This window comes from Pontibacter sp. Tf4 (assembly GCF_014212495.1).
Taxonomy (GTDB): domain Bacteria; phylum Bacteroidota; class Bacteroidia; order Cytophagales; family Hymenobacteraceae; genus Pontibacter.
In genome coordinates, this window is sequence record NZ_JACKZC010000003.1 from 329163 (window position 1) to 352397 (window position 23235).

General features: G+C 47.1%; 24 protein-coding genes. 11 read left to right on the plus strand and 13 right to left on the minus strand.

Going from position 1 to position 23235, the window contains the following annotated elements; all coding sequences use genetic code 11:
- The first annotated feature begins 55 nt into the window (after positions 1-55).
- Complete coding sequence (locus tag H7F15_RS06885; protein WP_185196222.1) at positions 56-787, plus strand: hypothetical protein; 732 nt, start codon at positions 56-58, stop codon at positions 785-787.
- Positions 788-1052: 265 nt separating this feature from the next.
- Here the strand turns inward: H7F15_RS06885 and H7F15_RS06890 are convergent, their stop codons facing one another.
- From H7F15_RS06890 to H7F15_RS06940, 11 genes are all read right to left on the minus strand, one after another.
- Positions 1053-1571: an NUDIX domain-containing protein gene (locus tag H7F15_RS06890; protein ID WP_185196223.1), complete on the minus strand. Its 519-nt coding sequence runs from the start codon at positions 1569-1571 to the stop codon at positions 1053-1055.
- A gap of 47 nt (positions 1572-1618) precedes the next feature.
- The gene (locus tag H7F15_RS06895) at positions 1619-2644 is read right to left on the minus strand and encodes an SDR family oxidoreductase (RefSeq protein WP_185196224.1); all 1026 of its coding nucleotides are present in this window, start codon (positions 2642-2644) and stop codon (positions 1619-1621) included.
- Positions 2645-2725: 81 nt separating this feature from the next.
- Positions 2726-3496, minus strand: a complete 771-nt coding sequence (locus H7F15_RS06900; RefSeq protein WP_255481126.1) for an outer membrane beta-barrel protein — start codon at positions 3494-3496, stop codon at positions 2726-2728.
- Between the two features lie 207 nt (positions 3497-3703).
- Positions 3704-4627 carry a M28 family peptidase gene (locus tag H7F15_RS06905; RefSeq protein WP_185196225.1) on the minus strand — a complete coding sequence of 308 codons (924 nt, stop codon included), beginning with the start codon at positions 4625-4627 and terminating at the stop codon, positions 3704-3706.
- 53 nt (positions 4628-4680) lie between these two features.
- Positions 4681-4881, minus strand: a complete 201-nt coding sequence (locus tag H7F15_RS06910) for a hypothetical protein (RefSeq protein WP_185196226.1) — start codon at positions 4879-4881, stop codon at positions 4681-4683.
- Between the two features lie 119 nt (positions 4882-5000).
- On the minus strand, positions 5001-5594 hold the full coding sequence (locus tag H7F15_RS06915; protein WP_185196227.1) for a hypothetical protein: 594 nt from the start codon (positions 5592-5594) through the stop codon (positions 5001-5003).
- 123 nt (positions 5595-5717) lie between these two features.
- Positions 5718-6614: a membrane-binding protein gene (locus tag H7F15_RS06920; protein WP_255481127.1), complete on the minus strand. Its 897-nt coding sequence runs from the start codon at positions 6612-6614 to the stop codon at positions 5718-5720.
- Between the two features lie 126 nt (positions 6615-6740).
- Positions 6741-7340 carry a hypothetical protein gene (locus H7F15_RS06925; RefSeq protein WP_185196228.1) on the minus strand — a complete coding sequence of 200 codons (600 nt, stop codon included), beginning with the start codon at positions 7338-7340 and terminating at the stop codon, positions 6741-6743.
- Positions 7341-7472: 132 nt separating this feature from the next.
- Positions 7473-8123, minus strand: coding sequence for a porin family protein (locus tag H7F15_RS06930; protein WP_185196229.1), 651 nt, complete (start codon positions 8121-8123; stop codon positions 7473-7475).
- A 133-nt stretch (positions 8124-8256) separates the two neighbouring features.
- Positions 8257-8808: an outer membrane beta-barrel protein gene (locus tag H7F15_RS06935; RefSeq protein WP_185196230.1), complete on the minus strand. Its 552-nt coding sequence runs from the start codon at positions 8806-8808 to the stop codon at positions 8257-8259.
- 173 nt (positions 8809-8981) lie between these two features.
- Positions 8982-11249: a Tex family protein gene (locus tag H7F15_RS06940; protein WP_185196231.1), complete on the minus strand. Its 2268-nt coding sequence runs from the start codon at positions 11247-11249 to the stop codon at positions 8982-8984.
- 376 nt (positions 11250-11625) lie between these two features.
- Between H7F15_RS06940 and H7F15_RS06945 the strand changes: the two genes are divergently transcribed.
- The 4 genes from H7F15_RS06945 to H7F15_RS06960 all read left to right on the plus strand — a co-directional run bounded on the left by H7F15_RS06945 (position 11626) and on the right by H7F15_RS06960 (position 15716).
- Positions 11626-12951: a mechanosensitive ion channel family protein gene (locus tag H7F15_RS06945; RefSeq protein ID WP_185196232.1), complete on the plus strand. Its 1326-nt coding sequence runs from the start codon at positions 11626-11628 to the stop codon at positions 12949-12951.
- A gap of 17 nt (positions 12952-12968) precedes the next feature.
- The gene (locus H7F15_RS06950) at positions 12969-14369 is read left to right on the plus strand and encodes a neutral/alkaline non-lysosomal ceramidase N-terminal domain-containing protein (RefSeq protein WP_185196233.1); all 1401 of its coding nucleotides are present in this window, start codon (positions 12969-12971) and stop codon (positions 14367-14369) included.
- A gap of 296 nt (positions 14370-14665) precedes the next feature.
- Positions 14666-14896 (plus strand): hypothetical protein, encoded by a 231-nt coding sequence (locus H7F15_RS06955; protein ID WP_185196234.1) that lies wholly within the window; start codon positions 14666-14668, stop codon positions 14894-14896.
- Between the two features lie 256 nt (positions 14897-15152).
- Positions 15153-15716: a hypothetical protein gene (locus tag H7F15_RS06960; protein WP_185196235.1), complete on the plus strand. Its 564-nt coding sequence runs from the start codon at positions 15153-15155 to the stop codon at positions 15714-15716.
- Between the two features lie 17 nt (positions 15717-15733).
- Here the strand turns inward: H7F15_RS06960 and H7F15_RS06965 are convergent, their stop codons facing one another.
- Both H7F15_RS06965 and H7F15_RS06970 read right to left on the minus strand, forming a co-directional pair.
- Positions 15734-16045, minus strand: coding sequence for a hypothetical protein (locus H7F15_RS06965; protein ID WP_185196236.1), 312 nt, complete (start codon positions 16043-16045; stop codon positions 15734-15736).
- The gene (locus H7F15_RS06970; RefSeq protein WP_185196237.1) at positions 16042-16188 is read right to left on the minus strand and encodes a hypothetical protein; all 147 of its coding nucleotides are present in this window, start codon (positions 16186-16188) and stop codon (positions 16042-16044) included. The genes H7F15_RS06965 and H7F15_RS06970 overlap by 4 nt, the downstream gene beginning before the upstream one ends.
- Before the next feature lie 258 nt (positions 16189-16446).
- On the opposite strand from H7F15_RS06970, the gene H7F15_RS06975 reads away from it, so the two are divergent.
- From H7F15_RS06975 to H7F15_RS07000, 6 genes are all read left to right on the plus strand, one after another.
- Positions 16447-17040, plus strand: a complete 594-nt coding sequence (locus tag H7F15_RS06975) for a restriction endonuclease (RefSeq protein ID WP_185196238.1) — start codon at positions 16447-16449, stop codon at positions 17038-17040.
- A 6-nt stretch (positions 17041-17046) separates the two neighbouring features.
- On the plus strand, positions 17047-19938 hold the full coding sequence (locus H7F15_RS06980; RefSeq protein ID WP_370523482.1) for an ATP-binding protein: 2892 nt from the start codon (positions 17047-17049) through the stop codon (positions 19936-19938).
- Between the two features lie 41 nt (positions 19939-19979).
- The gene (locus tag H7F15_RS06985; protein WP_185196240.1) at positions 19980-20306 is read left to right on the plus strand and encodes a DUF1801 domain-containing protein; all 327 of its coding nucleotides are present in this window, start codon (positions 19980-19982) and stop codon (positions 20304-20306) included.
- Positions 20307-20312: 6 nt separating this feature from the next.
- The gene (locus H7F15_RS06990) at positions 20313-20780 is read left to right on the plus strand and encodes an SRPBCC family protein (protein ID WP_185196241.1); all 468 of its coding nucleotides are present in this window, start codon (positions 20313-20315) and stop codon (positions 20778-20780) included.
- A 55-nt stretch (positions 20781-20835) separates the two neighbouring features.
- A complete protein-coding gene (locus H7F15_RS06995) occupies positions 20836-21741 on the plus strand; it encodes a LysR family transcriptional regulator (protein WP_185196242.1) in 906 nt (301 codons plus the stop codon).
- 66 nt (positions 21742-21807) lie between these two features.
- Positions 21808-23013 (plus strand): threonine synthase, encoded by a 1206-nt coding sequence (locus H7F15_RS07000; protein ID WP_185196243.1) that lies wholly within the window; start codon positions 21808-21810, stop codon positions 23011-23013.
- Positions 23014-23235: the final 222 nt, after the last annotated feature.

Sequence of the window (23235 nt, forward strand, 5' to 3'; positions counted from 1 at the left end):
GCAGGGTTTGCGTAGGTAAGGCTACAACAAAAAAAGCCGCTACCGGCCCATAAAAATGAAAAGAAGACCTGACAAACTATACCTGCTGGCTGCGCTGCTCCTGAGCTGTAGTTTAGTAGCCTGCGAGCGCAGCCGCACCACCGACGAGAACGAGACAATAATTTTAACAGAACAGCAGACCAACGACCGTGAACGCGATCGTGACACCACGGTGGTGGCAAAAACCGGCGAGACCACGGAGGAAAAGCTGGAAGAACTGCGCTCCTGGATGAACGAGAAAGCCGACCGCACCGATACGGCCATCCGCAGCAACTGGCCAGCGACACGCGAAAAGCTGCGTCGCATAAACGCCGACCTCGAACGCAACGTCGACAGCCTTTCCACTGAATCGAAGGAAGAATACCGGCAGCTGCGCGACCGCTACCAGCGATGGGAAGAACGGCAGGACCGGCGCCAGAACCAGCCCTTAGAGGAAAGCAAACTGCGTACCTGGAGAGAACAATTGCTGCGCGAGTACAAAGATATCAGCAACATACAACCAGCCAACCTGCGCGAAGCTTACCTGACCTTTATGGGAACCGTACGCACCAAGCGCCGCAACTGGACACAGGACGACTGGGATTATGTGGATCATGTTTACAGCTCGCTGAACGCCCGCCGCGGCCAGGTAGAAAATAACCTGAGCACTGCCGATAAACTGAAGATACGCACCCTGCAAGCCGAATACCTGGCTCTGGAAGGAGCCGCCGATACCCGCAGCATGATCAATGGGGTGGACGAAAAGTAAACTATAGTTACCTAAAAGCTACCAACTATAACACAAAGGCCGGTTCTGAGACCGGCCTTTGTGTTATAGTTTAAAATCACTTGCCTGAGCCATCGCCCGCGACCTGCATACATGTGCCAACCGCGAACTCCAGCCGCTTAAAACTAAAGTTTATAGTTGCTGATACTAAGTTCCTGCCATGCAACTATAGTTTCTTGCCGAAACATAACACAACTGGAAGTTCTTAAAAACGCTCGCTTAACATAACGAGGGCTTTGCCATGTAACTATAGTTTCTTTTTCAGTTGCAGCCATTGCTGGGCTATAATGGTTTTAGCGTCCGGTGTTTCAAGCTGCAGCAGTTCCTGTTCTGATAATTCCACGATCTCTATCTTTTCGTGCTCATCGGCTTTGCCACCGCCGTTGCTGTGTTGCCTGCTTACTTCGGCAAAATATAAAAGCACCTGCTCGGTTGTACCGCCCGGCGAGGAGTAAAAAGTGTACAGATGCTCCAACTGATCCACATGGTACCCGATCTCTTCTTCTATCTCGCGTTTAATGCTTGTTTCCGGGCTTTCGCCGGCATCTACCATGCCTGCCACCACTTCCACCAGCTCCGACTCCGAACCAATGCGGAACTGCCGGGTCAGGATATAGCTGTCTTTTTCGGTATCGTGCACCAGGGCGGCTACGGCGGTTCCACGGTCAAACTGCTCGCGGGTAAACGTGTGGCCGTCCTGCTCCACGGTTAATTCATACATCTTAAAATAGCCGTCGTATACTTTTTTTCTGGCTTTTACTTCCATGGTTTTATTTTGCTGCAAGGCAGCGTTTAAGGGTGATCATTGGTAAACTATAGTTCGTTGTTTCGGGCGGCGGCTTTTTGCGTGCGTTCCGTCAACCCGGACATCGAGAGCTCGGTTTCGCTTTCGTAGCCTTTTGCCCTGTTCTTGCCGATGCCGCCTTCGCCGGGCAGTATGCTGTTTACCGCTGAGAACACTGAGTTCATCAGCCCCGGCGACAGGTTGTGCAGGTATTCGGCAACTATAGCCGGCAAGGTAGTGGTTACTTCGGCTTCGCCATAGCGCAGGGCATCAATTATTTTAGCAGCACTGGCTTCGGCACTTTTAGAGGTCAGCACACTGGAGTCCATGATCTTGAAAAGGGCGTACTCTTCCTTGTGCCGGCCTTTCACAATGGCATGTCTCGGGCTGCCGGTGCGCATTAAGCCGGGCGTAGCAGTAGTTATGGTTATGTTATACTTCGCCAGTTCGGCACGCAACCCTTCTGACAAACCGGTGAGCGCAAATTTACTGGCACTGTAGGGCACCAGGTGCGGTACACTTATTTTGCCACCAATGGAGGAGATATTCAGGATGCGACCTTCTCCGCGGGCTTTCATAGCGGGCAGTACCGCTAAAATCGTATAAAGCGGACCCCAGAAGTGCGTGTCCATGGATTCCTTAAAATCATCGATCGTCATTTCTGCTACCGGCCCGGCATGTATCACACCGGCATTGTTTATCAGCACATCTATCGGCCCGAACTCGTTCTGCACATTCGTGATCATGCTGTTCACCTGTTCTTCTGAGGTCACGTCGCATTTGGTTACCAGTACATCGGCACCGTTGCCGGCCAGTTCCATACGGGCATTTTCGAGTTCGTTTGCGTCGCGGGAGCAAAGCACCAGGCGGGCGCCTTCCCGGGCCAGCTGGCGTGCCATTACCAGCCCTAACCCGCGCGAGCCACCGGTTATCAGCACTACTCTTCCGTTAAAATCATAGGACGTAAGTTTGCGATACACGGCTACGCCTGCCATCAGAGCTGCTGCCCCGGCAGCCAGCCACCATAGTTTGTTTTCTTTCTGATTTGTTTTCATAGGTAAGTTGTGTAAGTACAAAAGCCTGACCGGCAAAATATACTAACACTACGGCAGGCACCTGTGCTGGTTCGGGCTCACTTACTTGCCCTGCTGCGCTTTGCGGCTGAAAATGTTTTCTTTGATGGCGGGCGTGTACATCAGGCGGATAGAAGCTACACCGTAATGGTCGCGGCTGTTGCCGGGGGCAAGGCGCGGGCCTATGTTATCCAGATAGTCGGAGGAGGTAAGGTGGTAGATGAGTTCCGGGGCAATGCTTACCTGGTCGGAGAAGCGGAAACGCAGGCCACCGCCAAACGGCACCACAATACCGAAAGCCGGGTATTCCCGCTCCGGATCATACTTGGTCTGCGACTCACTGAGATCGCCGGTGCCTGGGTACGAGGTGGCCGTATAGTAGATAAAACCAGCCCCAAACTTGGCATACGGCACTACAAAACGCTTACGAGAGGACCGGTAACCGCCCGAGCCGCTGTAAGCATCCAGCAGATTGAAATGGATATTAGCCGTCACTTCATATAAGTCGGTTCTGAAAGAGACATTCAGAGGCCGTGCCTCGCTTTTTTCAGTCGCTCCCAGTTTTACATAGTCCAGGTTCAGACTTGCCGACCACATCGGATCGAATTTATACATGGCTCCGATGCCAAACACCGGCCTGAACTCATTACAGCCCGGCGTACCGCAGATATCGCTGCGTACGGCTGCAACGCCGGCACCAGCCAGCACTACCAGCCCGCGCTCCGGGGTTTTGCTAACCTGCATGCGCTTCAGCAGCATCGACTGCCCGGCAGCATCTGAAAAGAAAAACAGGTTGCAAAGTATAATTATATAGATCGTACTGATCCTGTTCATGTTACACAGGTAAGAGTTTGTTATCAGGAAAAGCTGTGAGTAGGCGCCCGTACATGATTGCTACACCGGCACAGACAGTTATAGTTTTAACGGGGCATCTGCTATTTTCCGTCTACGCGGCACTGCTTAAAAAGATAGCGAATTAAAGATAATTACATCATTATATCAAAATAATGTAATACACTGGTAACAACTATAGTTTGTAGTTTACTTTTTGTGCTTGCGGGCTGGCAATTTATGTGCGTGTTTATCGGCGAGCAGTATAAAATCGAGCACCAGGGCAGCTGCATCGGGGTAAAACTGCTGTTTTATATGCTCAAAATCGTCGGTTGGCCTGTGGTAATACGGATGATCCTCTACCCCAAAGTACAGGTAAGGGATGCCGCGCTTGTGAAACTGGTAATGGTCGGATTGGCGGGTCCAGTCGTTGGGGCCTTCTTCGGGTTTGTCGTGGCCGGTCTTTAGTTTAGCGTTGGGCCGTGGTGCTATTTTATCAACTATAGTTTTAAGCTCCGGATAATGATAGGTGCCGCTGGCATATAGTTCGCCTTTGTCGTTTACGCCCAGCATGTCCATATTCACGTTCAGAAGAATCTTGTCTAAAGGCACCGATGGGTTGTCCAGAAATGCGTTGGCTCCCTGCAATCCCATTTCTTCGGCATCCGGCGATAAAAAGATGAGCGTGTGTTGTGGCGGGTTATTTTTAAAGTAAGCAGCAATGGCCAGCAAAGCTCCTACCCCACTGGCGTTGTCGTCGGCACCGTTAAAGATCTCTCCACGCTTTACGCCTTCGTGGTCGTAATGAGCTGAGATAACGATAGCTTTACCGGACTTGCCTGGAATGTAGCCGATCAGGTTCGTACCCTGGTAGGTTTGCTTGTCGCGGCGGGTAAATGTGAAGGGATGCTTATAGCTGTTGCCGTAAGGTTTTAGCCCAACCTGCCTGAACCGGCTGATGATGTAGTCCTGGGCCATCTGGCTGCCCGCTGTGGCTACGCGGCGTCCTTCCATCGAGTCGGCTGCAAGTATCCGGACATCATTAAGCAATTGGCCGGACTCCAGCTTGGGTTGCTGTGCGAGTCCGGCCAATGGAAGGGCTAAAAACGCCCCAAGTATAAGTTTCTGTAGCATAAACCAAAGTACGTATAAGCTGCATCAAAAAGCAACAGCCCTACCTACATTGGTTACCAGCGTACCCAGCTGCGCTGGTCACGGATGGCCTGCTGTGTGTTATATTTCAGGAAAGGGTCGCTTGAGATCGCTTTAACCATTCGGTCAGTCTGTGCAATCACATTCCCCATCTTTACCCAGCCATTCAGCATTGTATTTTTAACAGTACTGTTCGTGTTCAGCTGGTCGCGGTTTACGTTTACGTCTGTGTTCATTCCCTTGGCTATTAGTTGGTTATTGATGTGCTAACACAACTATTACAAGGAATGTGCCATGCTACGGCAGTTTTTTATAAAAGTTATAATTATTTATAAACTTATCTAAAAATATTACATTACTTAGTTACCGAAATAAAAGCCGGCAACTCTATTGGCCCGATGGAAGTCTGTATAGTTGGCTTTATCTGCAGCGAAACCGATGGCTTATCAGCACCTTTCTGGTTCAGTAACAAGGCCAGGTCGAGCAACTGGTTCATATCCACGCGGCCATTGCGCTCCACCAGGGTTATCGGCGATTTTACGTTTATCGTGTTCAACCCATCCTTCAGCTCAACCGGTTCGCTCACCAGCCCGGTGGCGGCCTGTTTGCCATCTACCAGCAGTTGCCATTTCAGTTGCTGCACGGTCATGGTTCTGTCCTTGCTGCCTTCGGGCAGGGTTACGCGCAGGCCTAAGGTAGAGGTTGCTGCCAGTTTGTTATGCGCTACGGCACTGTAAAGCTGGGCTGCATCCGAAAAAGAAAAATCGCTGATATCGGACTTGTTCAGCAGGTTAATGCCGTTCAACTGCAAAGCATCTATTCCTGCCAGATCGTAGTCGGCTTCCTTAAAGGCTTCCACATCGTTTTTGGTGCTGCAGCTCAGTATAAACAGCGGCAGCAGCAGCCATACGGCCACTTTAACTATAGTTGATATGTTGGTTCTGATCATGTGCTAAAGATACGTAAATCCGGGAATTATGCCTTTGCAACGTGCTGCGTGGCAACTATAGTTACTACAAAGCAACTATAGCTATAAAATGAGAGCGGCCACCGTGTAAGTGGCCGCAAACAATTAGGTAAGGTAACCAACCCGCTGCCCTTTCTGGTTAACCAGTTCGCCGCGGTCTGTAACGAAAAGCGGCTGCAGGTGTTCGCTCTCGAGGTAATAAGGGTAGTTGGCGTTTCCTGTTTTAGTCAGTTTGCCGATCACTTTAGGCCCATCTCCGGTTACATACACCAGCTGCAGACGCGTGGTAAGGTAAAGCTGCTCGTTTGGTGCCCCGGATAAATGCACACGGCTTAGTACATAGCGGCTATCCAGCGATACACGCTGTGCCTGCTGTTGTGGCTGGCGGGGTGCCGGTCGGGTGGCAATTTCGTTGCTGGCTGGTTTTGTACCCTGTGCACTTGCCAGTAGCTGGGCATCGGCGTTGCGCCAACCCTTACTGATAGCGGCCAGTCTGTAGTTACGGCCCGGGTGCGTGCTCGAGGTACGCTCTTCCGATAACAGGTTGATAGCTGCCTGCGCCTCGGCCAGGCTGGCTCCCATTTTACGCAGCACAAACCCCGAAAACTCATCTGCTTCCAGTTCATCGGCCGGGTTGCTGCCCTGCCTTGTAAGGGTGTGTCCGTTTAAATGATGGCCTATTTCGTGCGCCAATATGCTTACGCCACCCCAGTCGGTGTGCACGGCATTGTTAATGGCAGCCAGGAAATCTTCGTTGTATAGGATGTAGCGGTTCCCGTTATAGATCACGGCAGCGGCGTTCTCGATGTTGGCTGCCCGCAACTCAAAGCGAGGTTTCAGGCCTACCACATCAATTATCTCTTTTACAATATCGCGGGCGCCGGCTGTAGTGGTGGCTATTTCCGGGGCAGCAGAAGCATTGCCGGCCGCAAAAACGCCTGCTACCGGCGACAGCAGCAGGGCAAGGGCCAATACCAGCGGAGTCATTTTCTTCTTCATCATAGCAGTTCTTATCTCTGAATACAGGTAGCAACTATGTTGCCAGAATTTAACTTAACTATAACCACAACAGCAATTTAGCTGCCTTTAAAACGAAAAAGCAAAATAGTTATTTTTTTGGGTGCTGGTTTATTGTGGAGCCCTTGCCGATGGCTTGGCTACGGTTATGTAATCAGGGAGCGTGATGTTGCCGACAGGCGTATCTATAGTTGGTTTGATGCGGAATTCCAGCCTGTCGCGCGCATCCTTCCCCGACGAGATCAGGGTGGTGAGCAGCGAAAAACCTTCGTAATTCTGTAATCCTCCTACTTCAGCCAATGTTACTGTAGAGTTTACAGGGAGCTTGTTCAGTCCGTTTTGCAGGTGCAGCGGTTCGGCTATAGTTCCGGTCAGTGTTTCGCGGCCATCTACCAGCAGTTGCCAGGTCAGGTTGGTCACCTGCATCGAGCGGGCAACTTCCGGGTCGGGCATCTGCACATCCAGGTACAGCGTGGTGGTGGCTTGTAGTTTGTTAGTGGTAAAGGCATTCAGCAGGCTGTCTCCTTCGGCACTGCTGAAATCGAACGGACTGCGTTTGTCGGTTACATCTACTCCGTTCAGGCGCAGGTCTTCGATGCCCTGTAGTTTATAGTTGGCTTCGGTAAAGGCTTTCAGGTCGGCAGCCTGCTTGCACGAGGTTAGCCCCGCCAGCCAGACCATTATCCCGAAAACTATAGTTTTATACTTCATGTGCTATTCAGGTTTTACAGTTGCTAAGCAAACTACAGGCCAGCTATAGTTTATAGTTGACCTTTTAGTATACGCAAACAAAAAGGCCCTGCGCGGTGCAGGGCCTTTCTCAAACTATAGTTATGCTGCATGTTACAAACCAAACAGGTATGCTATTGAAATGCTGATGCCGCTGTTTCTGAGTTTGGCCTTGTCGTCGGAGTCGTACACGGAGGTAAAGCCGGTGCCGTACCGCACATCCAGGTTCAGTTCGCCGGCGCCGGTATTATAGCCCATGCCCACACCAATGCTGGCTCCAAACTCAAACTGTTTTTCTAAGCCGTCGTTGTCGTTGTCAAAGTCAATGTCCACATCTCCGTTCAGGTCATCCGACTCATATGTGTCTTTGCCGCTCATCCAGTAGCCCAGGGTTGGGCCAGCTGTTACAAAGCCTTTTAAATCACCGGTGCCTAACGACAGCTTGGCCAATATGGGCAGATCCAGGTAACTATACTTGCCGATCACGGTCTCGTCGTCAGTGGTAAACTTATAGCCTTTTCGGGTGTATAGCAGTTCCGGCTGCACCGAAAACATGTCGCTTACCATGATGTTATACACCAGGCCCGCCTGTAGCCCCGGAGAGGCCTTTACCTCGTCGTTCCACCATTCAGCATACTCATCGTCGTCGCCGGTTATAACCTGAGTGGCAAAGTTTACACCTACCCGCGGACCAATGGTTATAGTTTGTGCCATTGAACTATAGCTTAAGCCAACTATAAAAAGCAAAGCCAATACAAATCTCATATTCATAATTCCGGTTATTTAATATTATCTCTATTAACTCGGAAAGCTCTACGTTTATTTTATTTTTTGGATCAAAGGAATAAAAAAAGCCCGGCTTGCGGCCGGGCTTTTCTGTTTGTAATGCAAGTAAAACTTACTTGATAGTATAAGAAATACCAGCTTGTATTGCAAGTTGCTCAAGTGGAGTGTTGTACTTTATCTGGCCGTTTAAACCAAGCTGGTCATTAATAGGATAGATTAAACCAGCACCAAGGTTAACACCTGTTTCACTTGCTGAACCCGAACCACCGAAGTCACTATTAGAATCTATTTTAACAGATGCAATTGATAGACCTGCTAAGCCATAGAAAGCAATATCACCTTCGCCGAAGTAATATCTACCATCAATGTTTATTGATGTGAATTGAACAGAGCTTTTGTACGTACCAAATCCAGTAGTAACCTCAGATTCTGATTTCAAAAAATAAGTTAAGCTTGGAGCAGCAGAGATTTTATCAGTAAAGAAGTATTCGCCTCCAATGTTGATACCTATACCACCTTTCGAATCGCCTTCATCGTTAATACCAGCTTTAGTGCCATAAACTAAACCTGCACCGATTCTGATTGATCCTTGCTCCTGTGCCAAAGTTGCACCTGCAGCCATAAAAATAAGGCTTAAAGAGAGTAATAATTTTTTCATTTTCATAAAATTTTGGTTGAAAGATTACCTGCAAAATTTTATAAAAAAATTCTAATATTCAAGTCCGGATATATTTATTTCTGAAAAGTCATCAGAAGTAGGTATCGAACGGATAACTATAAAAGAAAAAAGCACAGCCTTAAATGACTGTGCTCTTCTTATGAACTATAGTTGTTAGCTTACTTAAACATGCCTTTCAGCTTGGCAAGCTTCGCCTGGAAATCGTCCATTGGTTCTTCCTCGCGCTTGCTGGCGCCTTTGCTGTTGCTTCGGTCTCTGTTTCCGCCACCGGCAGGTTTTGGAGCAGCCGGGTCACCTTTCATACTCAGCGAGATGCGCTTGCGGTTCACGTCTACTTCCAGCACGGTTACTTCCACCTTCTGCCCAACTTTTACTACGTCGTGCGGGTTGCTTACAAAGCGGTCGGATAAATGGCTCACGTGTACCAGGCCGTCCTGGTGCACCCCCACATCCACGAAAGCACCAAAAGCAGCCACGTTTGTCACGATGCCCGGTAGTTTCATGCCTTCGCGCAGGTCTTTTATTTCATTTACGCCTTCGGTAAAGCTGAATGCTTCGAAGGTCTGGCGCGGGTCGCGGCCTGGTTTGGCAAGCTCGCTTAAGATATCCTGCAGGGTTGGCAGACCAACGGTATCAGTCACGTATTTCTTCAGTTCTATCTTTTTGCGGAGTTCATCGCTCCTCATCAGGTCCTGCACGGTTACGCCCAGGTCTTTGGCCATTTGCTCCACAATCGGGTAACTTTCCGGGTGCACAGCCGAGGCATCCAGCGGGTTCTTCGCATCGCGTATTCTTAAGAAGCCAGCTGCCTGTTCAAACGCTTTGTCGCCCAGACGCGGTACTTTCTTCAGTTCGGTGCGGGTACGGAACGGGCCGTTCTCGTTACGGTAGTCTACTATGTTCTGGGCAAGGGCTGGTCCTAAACCTGAAACGTAAGTTAGCAGCTGCTTGCTGGCCGTGTTCACTTCAACGCCCACGGCGTTCACGCAGCTCATTACCACATCATCAAGCGAGTGTTTTAATGCAGACTGGTCCACGTCGTGCTGGTACTGGCCTACGCCTATGCTTTTAGGGTCTATCTTCACCAGTTCTGCCAGCGGGTCCATTAAACGGCGGCCAATAGATACAGCTCCACGCACCGTTACATCCTGGTCAGGGAATTCTTCGCGGGCAACTTCAGAGGCACTATAGATAGAGGCACCGCTTTCGTTTACCATCACTACCATCACCGAGGCAGGCAGTTTCAAGGATTTTACAAAGGCTTCGGTCTCGCGGCTGGCTGTTCCGTTACCAATGGCAATGGCTTCCACTTCAAAACGGGTAACCATGTAACGCACTGCCTGTGCCGCTTCCTCCTGCTGGCGCTGGCCGGAGTGGGCATAAATTGTCTCGTTATGCAGCAGTTTGCCCTGCTTATCAAGCACCACCGATTTTACACCGGTCCTGAAACCAGGGTCCAATGCCAACACCGTTTTCTGGCCAAGCGGCGAGGATAGCAGCAACTGACGCAGGTTATCGGCAAATACTCTTATCGCTTCTTCGTCGGCGCGTTTTTTTGAGCTCAAACGCACTTCGGTTTCCATGCTCATTTTCAGCAGGCGCTTGTAGCAATCCTTTGCAGCCTGTTTCACCTGCTCCGATGCGGCGTTGTTGCCCTGCACAAACATAGCCTCCAGTTTAGCAAGTGCTTCCTCCTCGTCCGGCTGTGCGCTCAGCATCAGTATATTTTCGGTTTCGCCGCGGCGCATGGCCAAAATACGGTGCGACGGCGCTTTCTCGATCGGCTCTTCCCACTCAAAGTAATCCTTGAACTTCTGGCCTTCTTCTTCCTTACCCAGCATCACGCGGCTCTTAAACACGCCTTTCTTCTCGAAAAGCTGGCGCATGGTGGCACGGGCTTCGGCGTTCTCGTTCATCCACTCGGCCATAATATCGCGGGCACCGGCCAGGGCTTCTGCTGTATCTTTCACTTCTTTCTCTTCCGAGATATAGTTGGCAGCTTCGGCATCCACATCAAAGTTCTCCTGGGCAAACAGGCGTTGCGCCAGTGGCTCCAGTCCTTTTTCGCGGGCTATAGTTGCTTTGGTGCGGCGCTTCGGTTTGTATGGCAGGTAAATATCTTCCAGCACGGCCATAGTTTCGGCAGCCATGATCTGGTCTTCCAGTTCCGGCGTCAGCTTTTCCTGGTCTCTGATCGATTTCAGGATGCTTTCGCGGCGCTTGTCCAGTTCACGCAGCTGTTCCAGGCGGTCGCGTATAGCGGCTACCTGCACTTCGTCAAGCGAGCCGGTCGCTTCTTTCCGGTAACGGGAGATAAATGGCACCGTGGCACCTTCGTCCAGTAAGGTAGCTGTTGCTTCTATCTGCTTAATGGTAATGTTAAGCTCCGACGCAATTTTCAGCAAATGTGTGATGTTGAAATCCATAAGTGGTAAAAGACTGATCAGATCAGTTAAAATGAGTTTTTAATTCCAGGTAAAAATACAATCGGACTGAAGTTAACCCGTGGCGCTGTTAAACTATAGTTGGCTGTACATCTGCTTTTTTTGGTGCTGTAAACAACCCGGTAGTTCCGTTTTATAACTATAGTTTTCAGCCCTACCCCGCAGTTTCGTGCTCACAAGTCCGGCGCCGGCTCTTCAGAAGCTTCAAATTTAAGCGTAATTACCAAACCTGAAAACTTTATCTGCCGAAACCGGCCAGCTATAGTTTACATCCCGCAACTATAACACGTCCATAAGGTCCCTTTATTTTTTCTTACCTTTGCAGGGCAATCCATCTTTCAACCAATACCTTTTGTTCATGGAAACTGCCGCCTTTGCCACCCAGATCAGCCATTTTACCTACCAGACACTTCTTAACCTGGGCATCTCTAAAGCGTCGGCCATTTACCTGAACATGGGCCTGCTTTTAACAATGGTGCTGGTGCTGGTGTACGTTACGGCCGTGCTGGCACGCAAAATTATGCTGACAGCTGCCCAGAAGTTTTCAGAAAGAACTTCTACCCAGTTCGATGACTTCCTGATTCGGAACAGCACATTCAGGCACCTGGCCAAAATTGTACCCCTGATCATAGTGGTGCAGAGCCTGCCTGTTGTTTTCGCCGATTTCCCGGGCTGGATAAAGCCGCTGCAGACCCTGACGGACGTGTATACCGTGGTGCTGACCATAACTATAGTTCGGGCCCTGTTGCGTTCGGTAAAGGATTACCTTAAAACCACCGATCTGTTTAAGGATAAACCTGTTGACAGTTTCCTGCAGGTGATCTCTATCTTTTTATATTTTGTGGGAGCGTTGCTCATTTTCTCGCTGCTGACAGGCAAGGATGTAGGGACGTTTATTACTGCCATGGGTGCGGCATCGGCTATTTTGTTATTGATCTTTAAAGACACCATCCTCGGTTTTGTAGCCAGCATACAGGTAACCACCAACGACATGGTACGCATCGGCGACTGGATAAGCATGGAGAAATATGGCGCTGACGGTGATGTGACCGAGATAAACCTGACCACTGTGAAAGTACAGAACTGGGACAAGACCATTACCACCATCCCGACTTATAACCTGATCTCGGATTCGTTCAAGAACTGGCGTGGCATGCAAAGCACAGGAGGCCGCCGCATCAAGCGTTCGGTTCATATCAAGATCTCCAGCATAAAATTTCTGTCCCACGCCGACCTCGAGCGCCTGAGCCAGATACAGCTTATAAAAGACTACCTGCAGGGCAAGCAACTGGAAATTGAAGCCTACAACCAGGCCAAAGGCATTGACAAGAACCTGCTGATAAATGGCCGAAACCTGACCAATGTGGGGGTTTTCAGGGCGTATGCGAGCGCGTATTTAGAGCAGAACGAAAACATACACAAAGGCCTGAGCATGATGGTGCGCCAGCTGGAGCCTACCACCACCGGCATGCCCATCGAACTATACGCGTTTGCCAACGATGTGCGCTGGGCCTATTACGAGCAGATATCAGCTGATATTTTTGACCACCTGCTGGCCGCAGTCCGTTATTTTGACCTGGAAGTATTTGAGCATCCGGCTGCTGATGATGTGCGCCAGCTTTCCGGCCGCCCTGCCACCGATAAAAATGCCCTCTACGCGGCCATCGAAACTATGAAAAACTAAGCCGGCGCTGCCCTACCATGAAACCTGTCAAAAAAGTGTCTACCCGCCGCAAGGTGTTCCGTTACCTGCTGGTTCCGGTACTGGTGCTGCTCTTCCTGGCCTGCGCCATCCGCAAAAACGACTATACACCTTACCAGCAAACAGCCTACTATAAACAAACTATAGCAGCACTGGACCAGCACAGACCAACTATAACCGAAGGCGATACCCTGAAAGTTGGTTGGGCAAAGCGGAGCATTACACCGCCCGCACCTTTTCCGCTGGCCGGTTATGGCAAGCGCCTGGGCAAAGAATACACCGAAGTGCACGACTCTGCTTATGTAAGAACATTTGCCTTTGACAATGGCAGGCAGCAGGCCTACTTTATTGCCCTGGATATGCTGATAACCCCGATGACCCTGACTGCAGAACTGAACAAAGCTGCGCAGCAGATCGGGCTGAAGCCGGAACAACTGTACCTCTCGGCCACGCACACGCATACCAGTTTTGGCGGCTGGGGCGAAAAACTGATGGGTTGGGTAATGGCCGGCAGCTATAGCGAGGAGCAACTGCATAAAACTACCGCCACCATTATAGAAAGCATAAAACAGGCCCGCGCCAACGCCGGGAAAGCCAGGGTTGGGTATGGCGAAGCGTTTGCAGGTAACCTGGTGGAAAACCGCCTGACCGGCAACGAAAGCGTACTCGACACCACCATCCGGTTTGTAAAATTTGAGCAGGCCGACGGCGACGTTGCTTTGCTTACCACTTTTGCAGCGCATGCCACGGTACTACCATCCAAACAACCTGTCCTGTCGCGCGATTACCCGGGTGCTTTGGTGGATAAGCTGGAAGAACAAGTAGATTTTGCAGCCTTTGCCGCGGGAGCCGTTGCCAGTCACCGCCCGGTTTACCATCACGGCGATACTTTCCAGAGCGTGGATTCTTTAGGAACACAGCTGGCCCGAACTATAGCTACAGCCCTGCCGGACGTACAAATGCACTATGTTACAAAACTTGGCTACAGCAGGACACCGATCAGTTTGCCGCAACCTGAGTTCAGGATAAGTGATAATTACCACCTGGCGCCCTGGCTGTTCTATAGTTTGTTTGGCAACTATCCTTCGTTTGTAAACTCCCTGCAAATAGGGAACCTGTTGCTGGTTGGCGCCCCGGCCGACTATAGCGGCGAATACATGAAAGAGCTGGAGCAACTGGCCGGGCAGCAGGATCAACAACTTATAGTTACCGGATTTAACGGCGGCTACATGGGCTACCTCACTCCTTCCCGGCACTATATGCTGGATGCCTACGAAGTGCGTGATATGAATTTTTACGGCAAATGGGGAGGCGATTACCTGACAGACCTGTTCCGAAACCTGATAAAGCTACCTCACTCCTTCCCGGCACTATATGCTGGATGCCTACGAAGTGCGTGATATGAATTTTTACGGCAAATGGGGAGGCGATTACCTGACAGACCTGTTCCGAAACCTGATAAAAGCGCACCAGCCTTCTCCATCTAAACTATAGTTGCTAATGTGCTCCCTGCGTAAGGTAATGCAACTTTTACAACTATAGTTTTAGAATAATGCAATGAATCTTATTGTACATTAATTACAATACAAGCACATTCTAAATAATATCCAAAACTATAGTTCTGTTTCGTGGTTTAACCTACAGTAACAAGTGCAATTTTACACACTTGTTTTGTTTTACAACGATTACAGATACTATGGAAACCTGGATGCCTCTGATAACATCAGCAGTAGTTTTAGGCACCTTTATACTATACATGGCGCTACTGGTATTTATCCTTACCTGGGTATACCACGATGCCGAATTACGTGGAGTTAATGGGTGGCTTGTTACCGCTATCACCTTTTTAACCGGAACTATAGCCGGGACATTCGTATGGTTGCTTTTTAGGCCCAAGCTTAAACCGCAGCCTATCAGCAGTTATTAAAAACTGCATTTTTACACTGCCGGTAAGCAGCGCAGAAGCAAATGAAGTGAAGTTGGGTAGTTGAAGTGCGATTTCATTTGCTGGAGCCTTGCTTCCGGCTTTTTTATGCCCTTTCCTCTCCTGGTTATATTTCCGGTAAATACATGTGGTTTAATGTTGCAACATTCAATACAGACTATATATTTGCATAGGAATGGAAAACGTTTTCCATTTAACAGATAATCTGTTATTTTGCACTTCTATTATACCATAAATTATGAAAAAAACGCTTACCACTGTCTTTACCCTTTTAGTGGGCAGTACCCTTCTGTTTTCGTGCAAAGATTGCGCACAGCCACAGGTAACCGATCCGACACAGTCTGACCTGGACTGGCTGGTGTATGAGCGCACCAGCATGGTGGACTTTGTAAACGAGAAGGAGGAAACCGTTGTGTACAAATTTGCCAATACAGCTGTTAACAACGTGCCGGGCATTGGCTATTCTGTCAGCGATGAGTGTATTGATAAGCTGGACTCACAGGGCTGGGTTATTTTACAGGATACAACCGACCGAAACCTGAACCTGATCACCTATTTTCTGAAAAGGCCAGACAAACTGGATGTAAAAGTAAGTGTGGAGAACCGTGGCGAATGGTCGCTGGATATAGATAACCCGACTTACCCAACCATTGAACTGGATGGCCAGACCTACACCAACGTGTACGAAGTAACCCCGGACAGCACCAAGCCAAGCAGCGTGAAGCAGATACTGTTCAATAAAGCGTACGGCTTTTTATATATCGGCTTTTACGACGGCAAGTACCTGCTGAAAACAAAATAATATCACGAAGACATGACTCATCCCGGAGTTTGTCTTATGGACAGAAAGGGCAGCTTCCAGAGCTTGGTCAGCGCCAGGCGGATGCGGGAAAGCGGTGTGGGAGTATTCCCGCACCGCTTTCCTGTTCTATGGGCTCCCAGACGCAGGAGGCGCTCTTTTTGTTTTTCCAGCGCCTTATCCAGCAGGAAGGCGTACACGAGCGTGACGATCTGCAAGGGCTTCATGCGGTTCTCCCAAAACCATAAACGGCAACTCTCCATGCCCATTTCTGATTTATTGAAGCGGAAAGACTGCTCTATCTGCCAGCGGCGGGCATAGGCAAAGATCAAGTGCCAGGCATCACGCTCACTTTTAACGTCTCGCCTGTGAGCAGGTACCAGGGTTGGCGGCCTTTGCGGCAGACAACCTGTGTAACGTGTGAAAAGGTTGGCGTAAAATCGAATGCCAAACTACATACTTTAAGGTGAATCATTTGCTACACATCTGCTAGAGCAAGAAATACGCCTGAGGGACATGCAGGTGCTGTCGGGGCACCGCTTAAGCAAGACCACCATGATCCATACACATTGACACCATCTATGCTTTTGGATGAAATCGTGAGCTCGCTGGATAATTTATAATTCATTACATTAGCTTAGCTATATAAATACACGTGCACTTTAACCAAAAGTGCCAAATTCAATCAGCAAATGGCTATCATATAATTCATAGCTAGATTACAATATTTTAAATGACAAACTTTGATTTCCATAGGTTACTGTTTCCAGCTGAATTTGAGAGATTCTGTCTTGATATTTTAAAGATATGTGAACCTGAACTAGAATTCAAAACATCAGGAGAATGGGCAGATAATGGAATAGACCTGCTATGCACCACTGAAAACAGAAATATTATTGGCCAATGTAAACGCTATAATCCTAATAACTATAACTCTCTCAAACAAAGCCTAAAAAAAGAGGCAAAGAAATGTAAAAAAGAAGATCCCGAAAGATATATTCTCTTTACCAGCGTAACTTTAGGTGTCACACAGTTCAAAGAGATTGTAGATTTATTTGAGGGATATCTTAAAAAGAGTGACATAATTGATAGTGAAAAACTAAATGAATTTTTGAGGGATGATAAGAACTACAGCCACATATTTAAATCTCATTCAAAATTACTAGTTCCTAATTTTAAAGCAGTTGAATTAGCCCTTGATAAAGTTGTACATCGAAAATATTATCAGAAAACGGCTTACTTTCTACATGAAATAGAAGCAAAACACCGACTCTTTCATCACACAGTTCAGCTTCCCTCCCTCATTCAGCAGCTTGAGGAAAACTAAGTAATTATCCTCACCGGTAATCCAGGGGTGGGTAAAACAACTACAGCAATGATGATAGCCAATTACTTTTTGAGCAAAAAAGTAAAGGACTTGATATTTCTTGAAGAAAGAGATTATACCGACACCTTAAGTGTGGCTGAAGAAAACAGATTAATTATAGTTGATGATTTTTGGGGTCAAAACTTCAGCCCTCAGGTTAAAAGTCACAGCAATTTCCAACGAGAATTTCAAAGAATTATTGGAAGTATTGCAAATACTAAAAACCGCTATCTAATTCTTACTTCTCGGGATTATGTGATAAGAGATGTGCTTAGGGGAGCAGAACCTGAGACTGAAAATCTGCTGGATACCAATAAGCATATTATAAATATTAAGGATCTATCCAGTGAGGACAAAGTTAAGATCCTGCTCAATCACTTACTGTTTTATGATTTCGATTTGAGCTATTTTCATAGAGCTCAGTATGATGACACTTTTGAATATATCATCATGCACCGGAATTATTCTCCACGACATCTAGACTTTTTTATTAAAAGTTATTTAAATGGAGACTACCAATCTTCATATACCTTTTATGAATCCCTGTATAAGTACTTAGACAACCCCAGAGCCTTTTGGAACGAGGTCTTTCAAAAGCTAAACCCAACAGCCAAAGCTATCCTTCTGATCTTATTAGTTTCGGGAGATCCTATGGGTATTGAAGATTTAAAAGCATCTTTTAACGATATTCAAATTAAGGCCCGTGAAATTTTATATGAAGCCATAATTCCTGGAGATTTCTATAAAGAACTTAAAAAGCTTGAGGAACTTTATATTTCGATCAACCAGGATGAATACTACTATGGTACTACCATTAAATTTCAAAGCCCCGGAATAAAGGATTACCTCTTAGAATTTCTTAGGCACGATGGTTATTTATGGATACATGCGATCATCTTGAAAGCCAGGTTTTTCAATCAGTTGACCTTAGTATTCGGTACGAAAGAGGAAAAGATTGATGATTATGATTCCGATATTCCTCTCTATGGCCAGAAAATACTGTTAAGTCTCGACCTAAAGCGCTTACTAAAGCAAAAGCTACTCAGTGAATTCAAAGAGTTGAGTTTTTGTAACCACGAAGAGAAAGAATTAACAGATCAGCTAACCCGATACCATTCTAATGATGAGACCGAGTATTTTAAGCTAATAACACTGAATCACTTATTTCCTATTGAGCGGGATGAAAATAAGGATATTAGAAACTTCATGCTTGAAAGTGTACTGGCAGATATCAAGAGTTATGATGACAACAGACATGTAGTTGCTCATCGCTCTATGATTTATTTCCCAAGTGTTGTCCGATTGCTTCTTCCTTACCTTGAAACCAGTCCGAACGATATTATTCAAATTTATTATGAGAGCATCACCTTTGCTACTGAATACAGGTACTTCTATAAATTCAAAGAAATTTATCCCGTAGCGTTTCAGAAGTTTTATGTCAATAATATTCAAAGGATCAGAAAACACATTAAGGAGTTGATTTTTGATGAAATTGAATATTATCTCGAACAAGATGAAGAGGAAATAGGGATAGAGTTGGACTCTCTTTTAATGGGAGGTATAGAAGAACTACGCACACAATACAGTTTTAGACTCACAGAAAGATACCTTAAGGAGCTTGAAACCACCTTTGAATTGGATCTTACCTCACTTCGCAAGGAGAACAAATCCCGAAAAAAGACCAGGTATCCTGCTTCAAAATTTGAACAGAAAGAAAAAGAGTATAAGCCCAAACCTTATGCTGCAATTATTGAAGAGTATCTACCGGCTGAAGAAGTAGATTATCAGCCCATTAGATTTCTGACAACACACGGTTATACAGAGTTACTAAAGAACCTTAAAAGCAATAAGTCTGCCTTATCCAGTTTAAAAGATGAAAAGGAAATATTTGAAAGTATTTGCCATTTCATAGTTGAGAATAAAGTTACCATAAGATATTTAGACACTTACCAGCTTATAGAGACGTTCTTTAACTACCACTGTGTCCGAATCAATGTTCAGGCTGAATTATTTGTCAAGGCTGCCTATAAAATTATTGAGGGACTGGAGCAATCCAATCATTACAGTGCTACAAAGTCAAGAGTAGTTAAAGCTTTTAAGGAGGCAGGAACACAGAAAATCCGCATTGAAGATCTTAAACCCATTCTTATTCCCTATAATACTTGGTACCGGTTCGGTCATTCTGACATCATAACCTACATCATAGCAAAGTATATTGATTGCTTTGGGGGAGATGAATCTTCAGAGCTGGTCACAAAATCCTTATATATACCTTATGATCATAGGATTCTTCAATTTCTACAAAGCGCCAATGCTACTAAGTTTTGGGAGTTTTATATTATTCCCGAATTAGAAAAATTGATTGGCAGTATAAACTTTACAGATCAACAAACTATACTTCTCTCCTTTATTGATTTCTTTAGTATAAAGTTTGAGTTAGCCTGGAAGAAAAAGGAAAAAAGCTTTGAATTTTCCTCAGGCTCAAATTCAGAATCTCATTATGAAAATATTTTACACTTTTGCGGTATCGAGTTCTACATAAGTGATTTTGAGAATTACTTCGTGGAAGATTACCAACACGGGGATAACATTACGAAGCTATCTGTAAATACCAATGTTCTGCGAAGGCTCTATGAGAGAGTAATTAATACTGTTCCTAGAAGAACAAGTCGATACACATCAAATGGGGATCCCGTAACAGTATTTAACATAATACTATACGATTTTCTCAAAGCAGAAGAAAATTATATAATTGCAGAAGACATTGGTATGGTATCATATGTGCAAGGCACAATTCAAGCCATTCGTTCGATTATAGAAAATAATAAAGTATTGCCAACAAAGCATAAACGGTTTTAATATGACAATTTTATACTAGACGTTAACAAAGAATAGTATCAATGCACCCACAAGTAACGGACTACATAACAAACTCCGGCAACCAACAGGAAATCCTGCAAACTATAAGGCAGCTCATACATGAAACCATACCAAATGTAACCGAAGAATTTAAGTGGGGCAGACCGGTTTTCAGAGCTAAGAAAGATTTTGCATATCTTAAAACTGCAAAGGCTTATGTCACGCTGGGCTTCTTTAAATTTGAAAAGCTGCACGACCCGGATAACCGCCTGGAAGGCACCGGCAAAGACATGCGCCACATCAAGATTAAAACTATAAACTACATAGACTACGACCTGCTGACTTCGTGGTTTAAAGCTGCAAAATAAACTAAGATGACAAACCAGAAACTACACATCCAGACCGCCCTGCAAATCCTGAAACCGGCGCACGAAGTGTTCCAGGCTATAGTTGATCCGGCCAAAATGTCGAACTACTTTATTTCGGAAGGTTCCGGTCCGATGGAAGAAGGCAAAACGGTTACCTGGAAATTCCCGGAGTTTGATGGAAGCTTCCCGGTGCGGGCGGGCAAAGTAGAGCAGGACAAGTACATCTCCTATTATTGGGATGGCACCGACGGAACCGAGCTGCTGGTAGAGATCACCCTGACACCAAAAGGCGAAAATGCCACCGTTGTAACTATAACCGAAAAGGAAATGGATAACAACGAAGAAGGTTTAGCCTGGCTAATGGGCAACACAGCCGGCTGGGCCAACTTCCTGGCTTGCCTGAAAGCGTACCTGGAGCACGGTATTAACCTCCGCAAAGGCGCTTTTGATTTTATGAAGCCGGACCAACTATAGTTACAGCACGCGTACATACAACAAACTATAGTTATGCACTTATTTTAGCTGCTACATGCTCTCGCATAAACACGAAATTTTTATGGAAGTGGCGCGGCTGCTTAGCTTTACCAAAGCCAGCCAAACGCTGTTTATCAGCCAGTCGGCGCTCAGCAAGCAGGTAAAGGCGCTGGAAGAATACTATAAAACCGGTTTGTTTGAGCGCCTGGGAAATACCATTATTCTTACACCTGCCGGCAAGCTGCTTTACGACAAACTTTTGGTAGCCAAGCAACTGCAACATGAGCTTTACCACGAGTTTCAGCAACTGAGCGAGAATTTCTCGCCCCAGGTAAACATGCTATTAGGGGCCAGCACCACCATTTCACTGTACATTCTGCCGCCCGTGCTGTCGGCGTACCTGCAGCAAAACCCCAGCGTAAACATTACACTCCGCAACCGCAACAGTGAAAACATTCTGAAAGCCCTGCTCGACCATGAACTTGACCTGGGCATTGTGGAAGGCATCAGCAAGGTAAGCAACGTTACTTATACCCCTTTCCTGACCGATGATGTGATAGCCGTTTGCTCGGCACGTAACCCGCTTAAAAAACAACAGCTCGAAGTAAAAGACCTGTACGATATTCCGCTGGCACTGCGCGAGCATGGTTCTGGAACGCTGGCTGTGCTGGAAGCGGCGCTCGAGCAAAAGAACATTAACCTGCGTTCGCTGCCGATCCGCATCCGGCTGGGTGGCACCGAAGCCCTGAAAAACTTTGTACGCGTAGATACCTGCCTTGCCTTTCTGCCCCGCCAGGCCGTGCTGAAAGAACTACAGACCGGCGAACTGGTGGAAGTAACTATAAAAGACCTGAAGGTGGTGCGAAGCTTCAATTTTATACAACGCAAAGGCACTGAAAGCAATTTTCCTTATAAAGACTTCATACAATTTACTAAACGTCACTATTCCAAACAGGCATAGCCTATTCCAATTTGCCATTTTGTTTCGTCATATGCTGTCTGCTATTTGCCGTACACAGATGCATATATGGCAACGACAATTGACAAACAAATAAACCACCTTAGCACCCTGACCTGCTCCCGTTGTGGTACCCCTTATTCCGCTTTTCAAAAGCAGACTGTTTCGCCTTGCTGCCACATGCCGCTGCTGGTGCAGTATTTAAAAGGTATTCACTTCCCGAAATCTGAATTGAAGCACCGCGAAGGCACTATGTGGCGCTATGCGGAAATGTTACCCGTACTGCATCCTGAAAACATTGTGAGCCTGGGCGAGGGCTTTACTCCCATCCTTTCGCTTAAAAATTTATCGGCAAAATACGAGTTAAGTACGTTGCTGCTGAAAGATGAAGGACAAAACCCGACGGGTTCGTTTAAGGCGCGCGGGCTGAGTATGGCTATATCCAAAGCAAAGGAACATGGCGTGGAAGGCTGCATTATACCAACTGCCGGTAATGCTGGTGTAGCCATGGCTGCTTATTGCGCCAAAGCCGGCATGCGGGCTACCGTAGTGATGCCCCGCCATACGCCAAAAGCCTTTAAAGAAGAGTGCTACTGGTATGGCACCGAAGTGGTGCTGATTGACGGCCTGATAAACGATTGTGCTGCCAAAGTAAAAGAATTGAACCAGCACGGGGAGCTACTGGATGTATCGACGCTGAAGGAACCATACCGCCTGGAAGGCAAAAAAACAATGGGCTACGAAATTGCCGAGCAACTGAGCTGGACCTTACCGGATGTGATACTCTACCCTGCCGGCGGCGGAACGGGTTTAATTGGCATCTGGAAAGCGTTTAAGGAAATGCAGCAGCTTGGCTGGCTGGATGCAACTATAAAATTACCCCGCATGGTAGCCGTGCAGGCCGCTAATTGCCAACCGCTCATCGAAACCTTAGCTGGCAGACAACCAAACGCGCAAAACTATGTAGGCAAACCAACTATAGCCAACGGACTAGCTGTACCCCGTCCTTTAGGCGAAGCAATTATGCTGCAAACTATAGAAGAGTCTGGCGGCACGGCCATTAGTATTACTGATGCTGAAATGATAACCGGGCTGAAAGAATTAGGCGCAGCAGAAGGTTTGTTTGTAGCACCCGAAGGCGCTGCTGTCTGGATGGCAACCCGCAAATTACTGGCGTCCGGGCTTATCTCGCCAGATGAAAAGATCCTGCTGCTGAATACGGGCTCCGGTCAAAAATACATGGACAATCTTTCGGATGTTTATAGTCTGGAGTAGTTTAGTTTTACAATTTTATTTCATAGTGTAAGAACCCACCCCTGCCCCTCCAAGGAGGGGAATTTGCTTCATTCACATGAAATCAATTAATAAGGTGCCCTCGCTCGCATCTGGCGAGTGTGAGCTACTTAGTGGCGTCCCGCCACTTGTGCCTAAGACACAGATTAAGGCGGCCAGAGTCCGCAGGTAACACACACTCGCGAGACGCGAGCGAGGGCAGAG

Coding starts and splice junctions, on each gene's coding strand:
- H7F15_RS06885 (WP_185196222.1), top strand. CDS start 56: ATGAAAAGAAGACCTGACAAACTATACCTGCTGGCTGCGCTGCTCCTG.
- H7F15_RS06890 (WP_185196223.1), bottom strand. CDS start 1,571: ATGGAAGTAAAAGCCAGAAAAAAAGTATACGACGGCTATTTTAAGATG.
- H7F15_RS06895 (WP_185196224.1), bottom strand. CDS start 2,644: ATGAAAACAAATCAGAAAGAAAACAAACTATGGTGGCTGGCTGCCGGG.
- H7F15_RS06900 (WP_255481126.1), bottom strand. CDS start 3,496: ATGAACAGGATCAGTACGATCTATATAATTATACTTTGCAACCTGTTT.
- H7F15_RS06905 (WP_185196225.1), bottom strand. CDS start 4,627: ATGCTACAGAAACTTATACTTGGGGCGTTTTTAGCCCTTCCATTGGCC.
- H7F15_RS06910 (WP_185196226.1), bottom strand. CDS start 4,881: ATGAACACAGACGTAAACGTAAACCGCGACCAGCTGAACACGAACAGT.
- H7F15_RS06915 (WP_185196227.1), bottom strand. CDS start 5,594: ATGATCAGAACCAACATATCAACTATAGTTAAAGTGGCCGTATGGCTG.
- H7F15_RS06920 (WP_255481127.1), bottom strand. CDS start 6,614: ATGATGAAGAAGAAAATGACTCCGCTGGTATTGGCCCTTGCCCTGCTG.
- H7F15_RS06925 (WP_185196228.1), bottom strand. CDS start 7,340: ATGAAGTATAAAACTATAGTTTTCGGGATAATGGTCTGGCTGGCGGGG.
- H7F15_RS06930 (WP_185196229.1), bottom strand. CDS start 8,123: ATGAGATTTGTATTGGCTTTGCTTTTTATAGTTGGCTTAAGCTATAGT.
- H7F15_RS06935 (WP_185196230.1), bottom strand. CDS start 8,808: ATGAAAATGAAAAAATTATTACTCTCTTTAAGCCTTATTTTTATGGCT.
- H7F15_RS06940 (WP_185196231.1), bottom strand. CDS start 11,249: ATGGATTTCAACATCACACATTTGCTGAAAATTGCGTCGGAGCTTAAC.
- H7F15_RS06945 (WP_185196232.1), top strand. CDS start 11,626: ATGGAAACTGCCGCCTTTGCCACCCAGATCAGCCATTTTACCTACCAG.
- H7F15_RS06950 (WP_185196233.1), top strand. CDS start 12,969: ATGAAACCTGTCAAAAAAGTGTCTACCCGCCGCAAGGTGTTCCGTTAC.
- H7F15_RS06955 (WP_185196234.1), top strand. CDS start 14,666: ATGGAAACCTGGATGCCTCTGATAACATCAGCAGTAGTTTTAGGCACC.
- H7F15_RS06960 (WP_185196235.1), top strand. CDS start 15,153: ATGAAAAAAACGCTTACCACTGTCTTTACCCTTTTAGTGGGCAGTACC.
- H7F15_RS06970 (WP_185196237.1), bottom strand. CDS start 16,188: ATGATTCACCTTAAAGTATGTAGTTTGGCATTCGATTTTACGCCAACC.
- H7F15_RS06975 (WP_185196238.1), top strand. CDS start 16,447: ATGACAAACTTTGATTTCCATAGGTTACTGTTTCCAGCTGAATTTGAG.
- H7F15_RS06985 (WP_185196240.1), top strand. CDS start 19,980: ATGCACCCACAAGTAACGGACTACATAACAAACTCCGGCAACCAACAG.
- H7F15_RS06990 (WP_185196241.1), top strand. CDS start 20,313: ATGACAAACCAGAAACTACACATCCAGACCGCCCTGCAAATCCTGAAA.
- H7F15_RS06995 (WP_185196242.1), top strand. CDS start 20,836: ATGCTCTCGCATAAACACGAAATTTTTATGGAAGTGGCGCGGCTGCTT.
- H7F15_RS07000 (WP_185196243.1), top strand. CDS start 21,808: ATGGCAACGACAATTGACAAACAAATAAACCACCTTAGCACCCTGACC.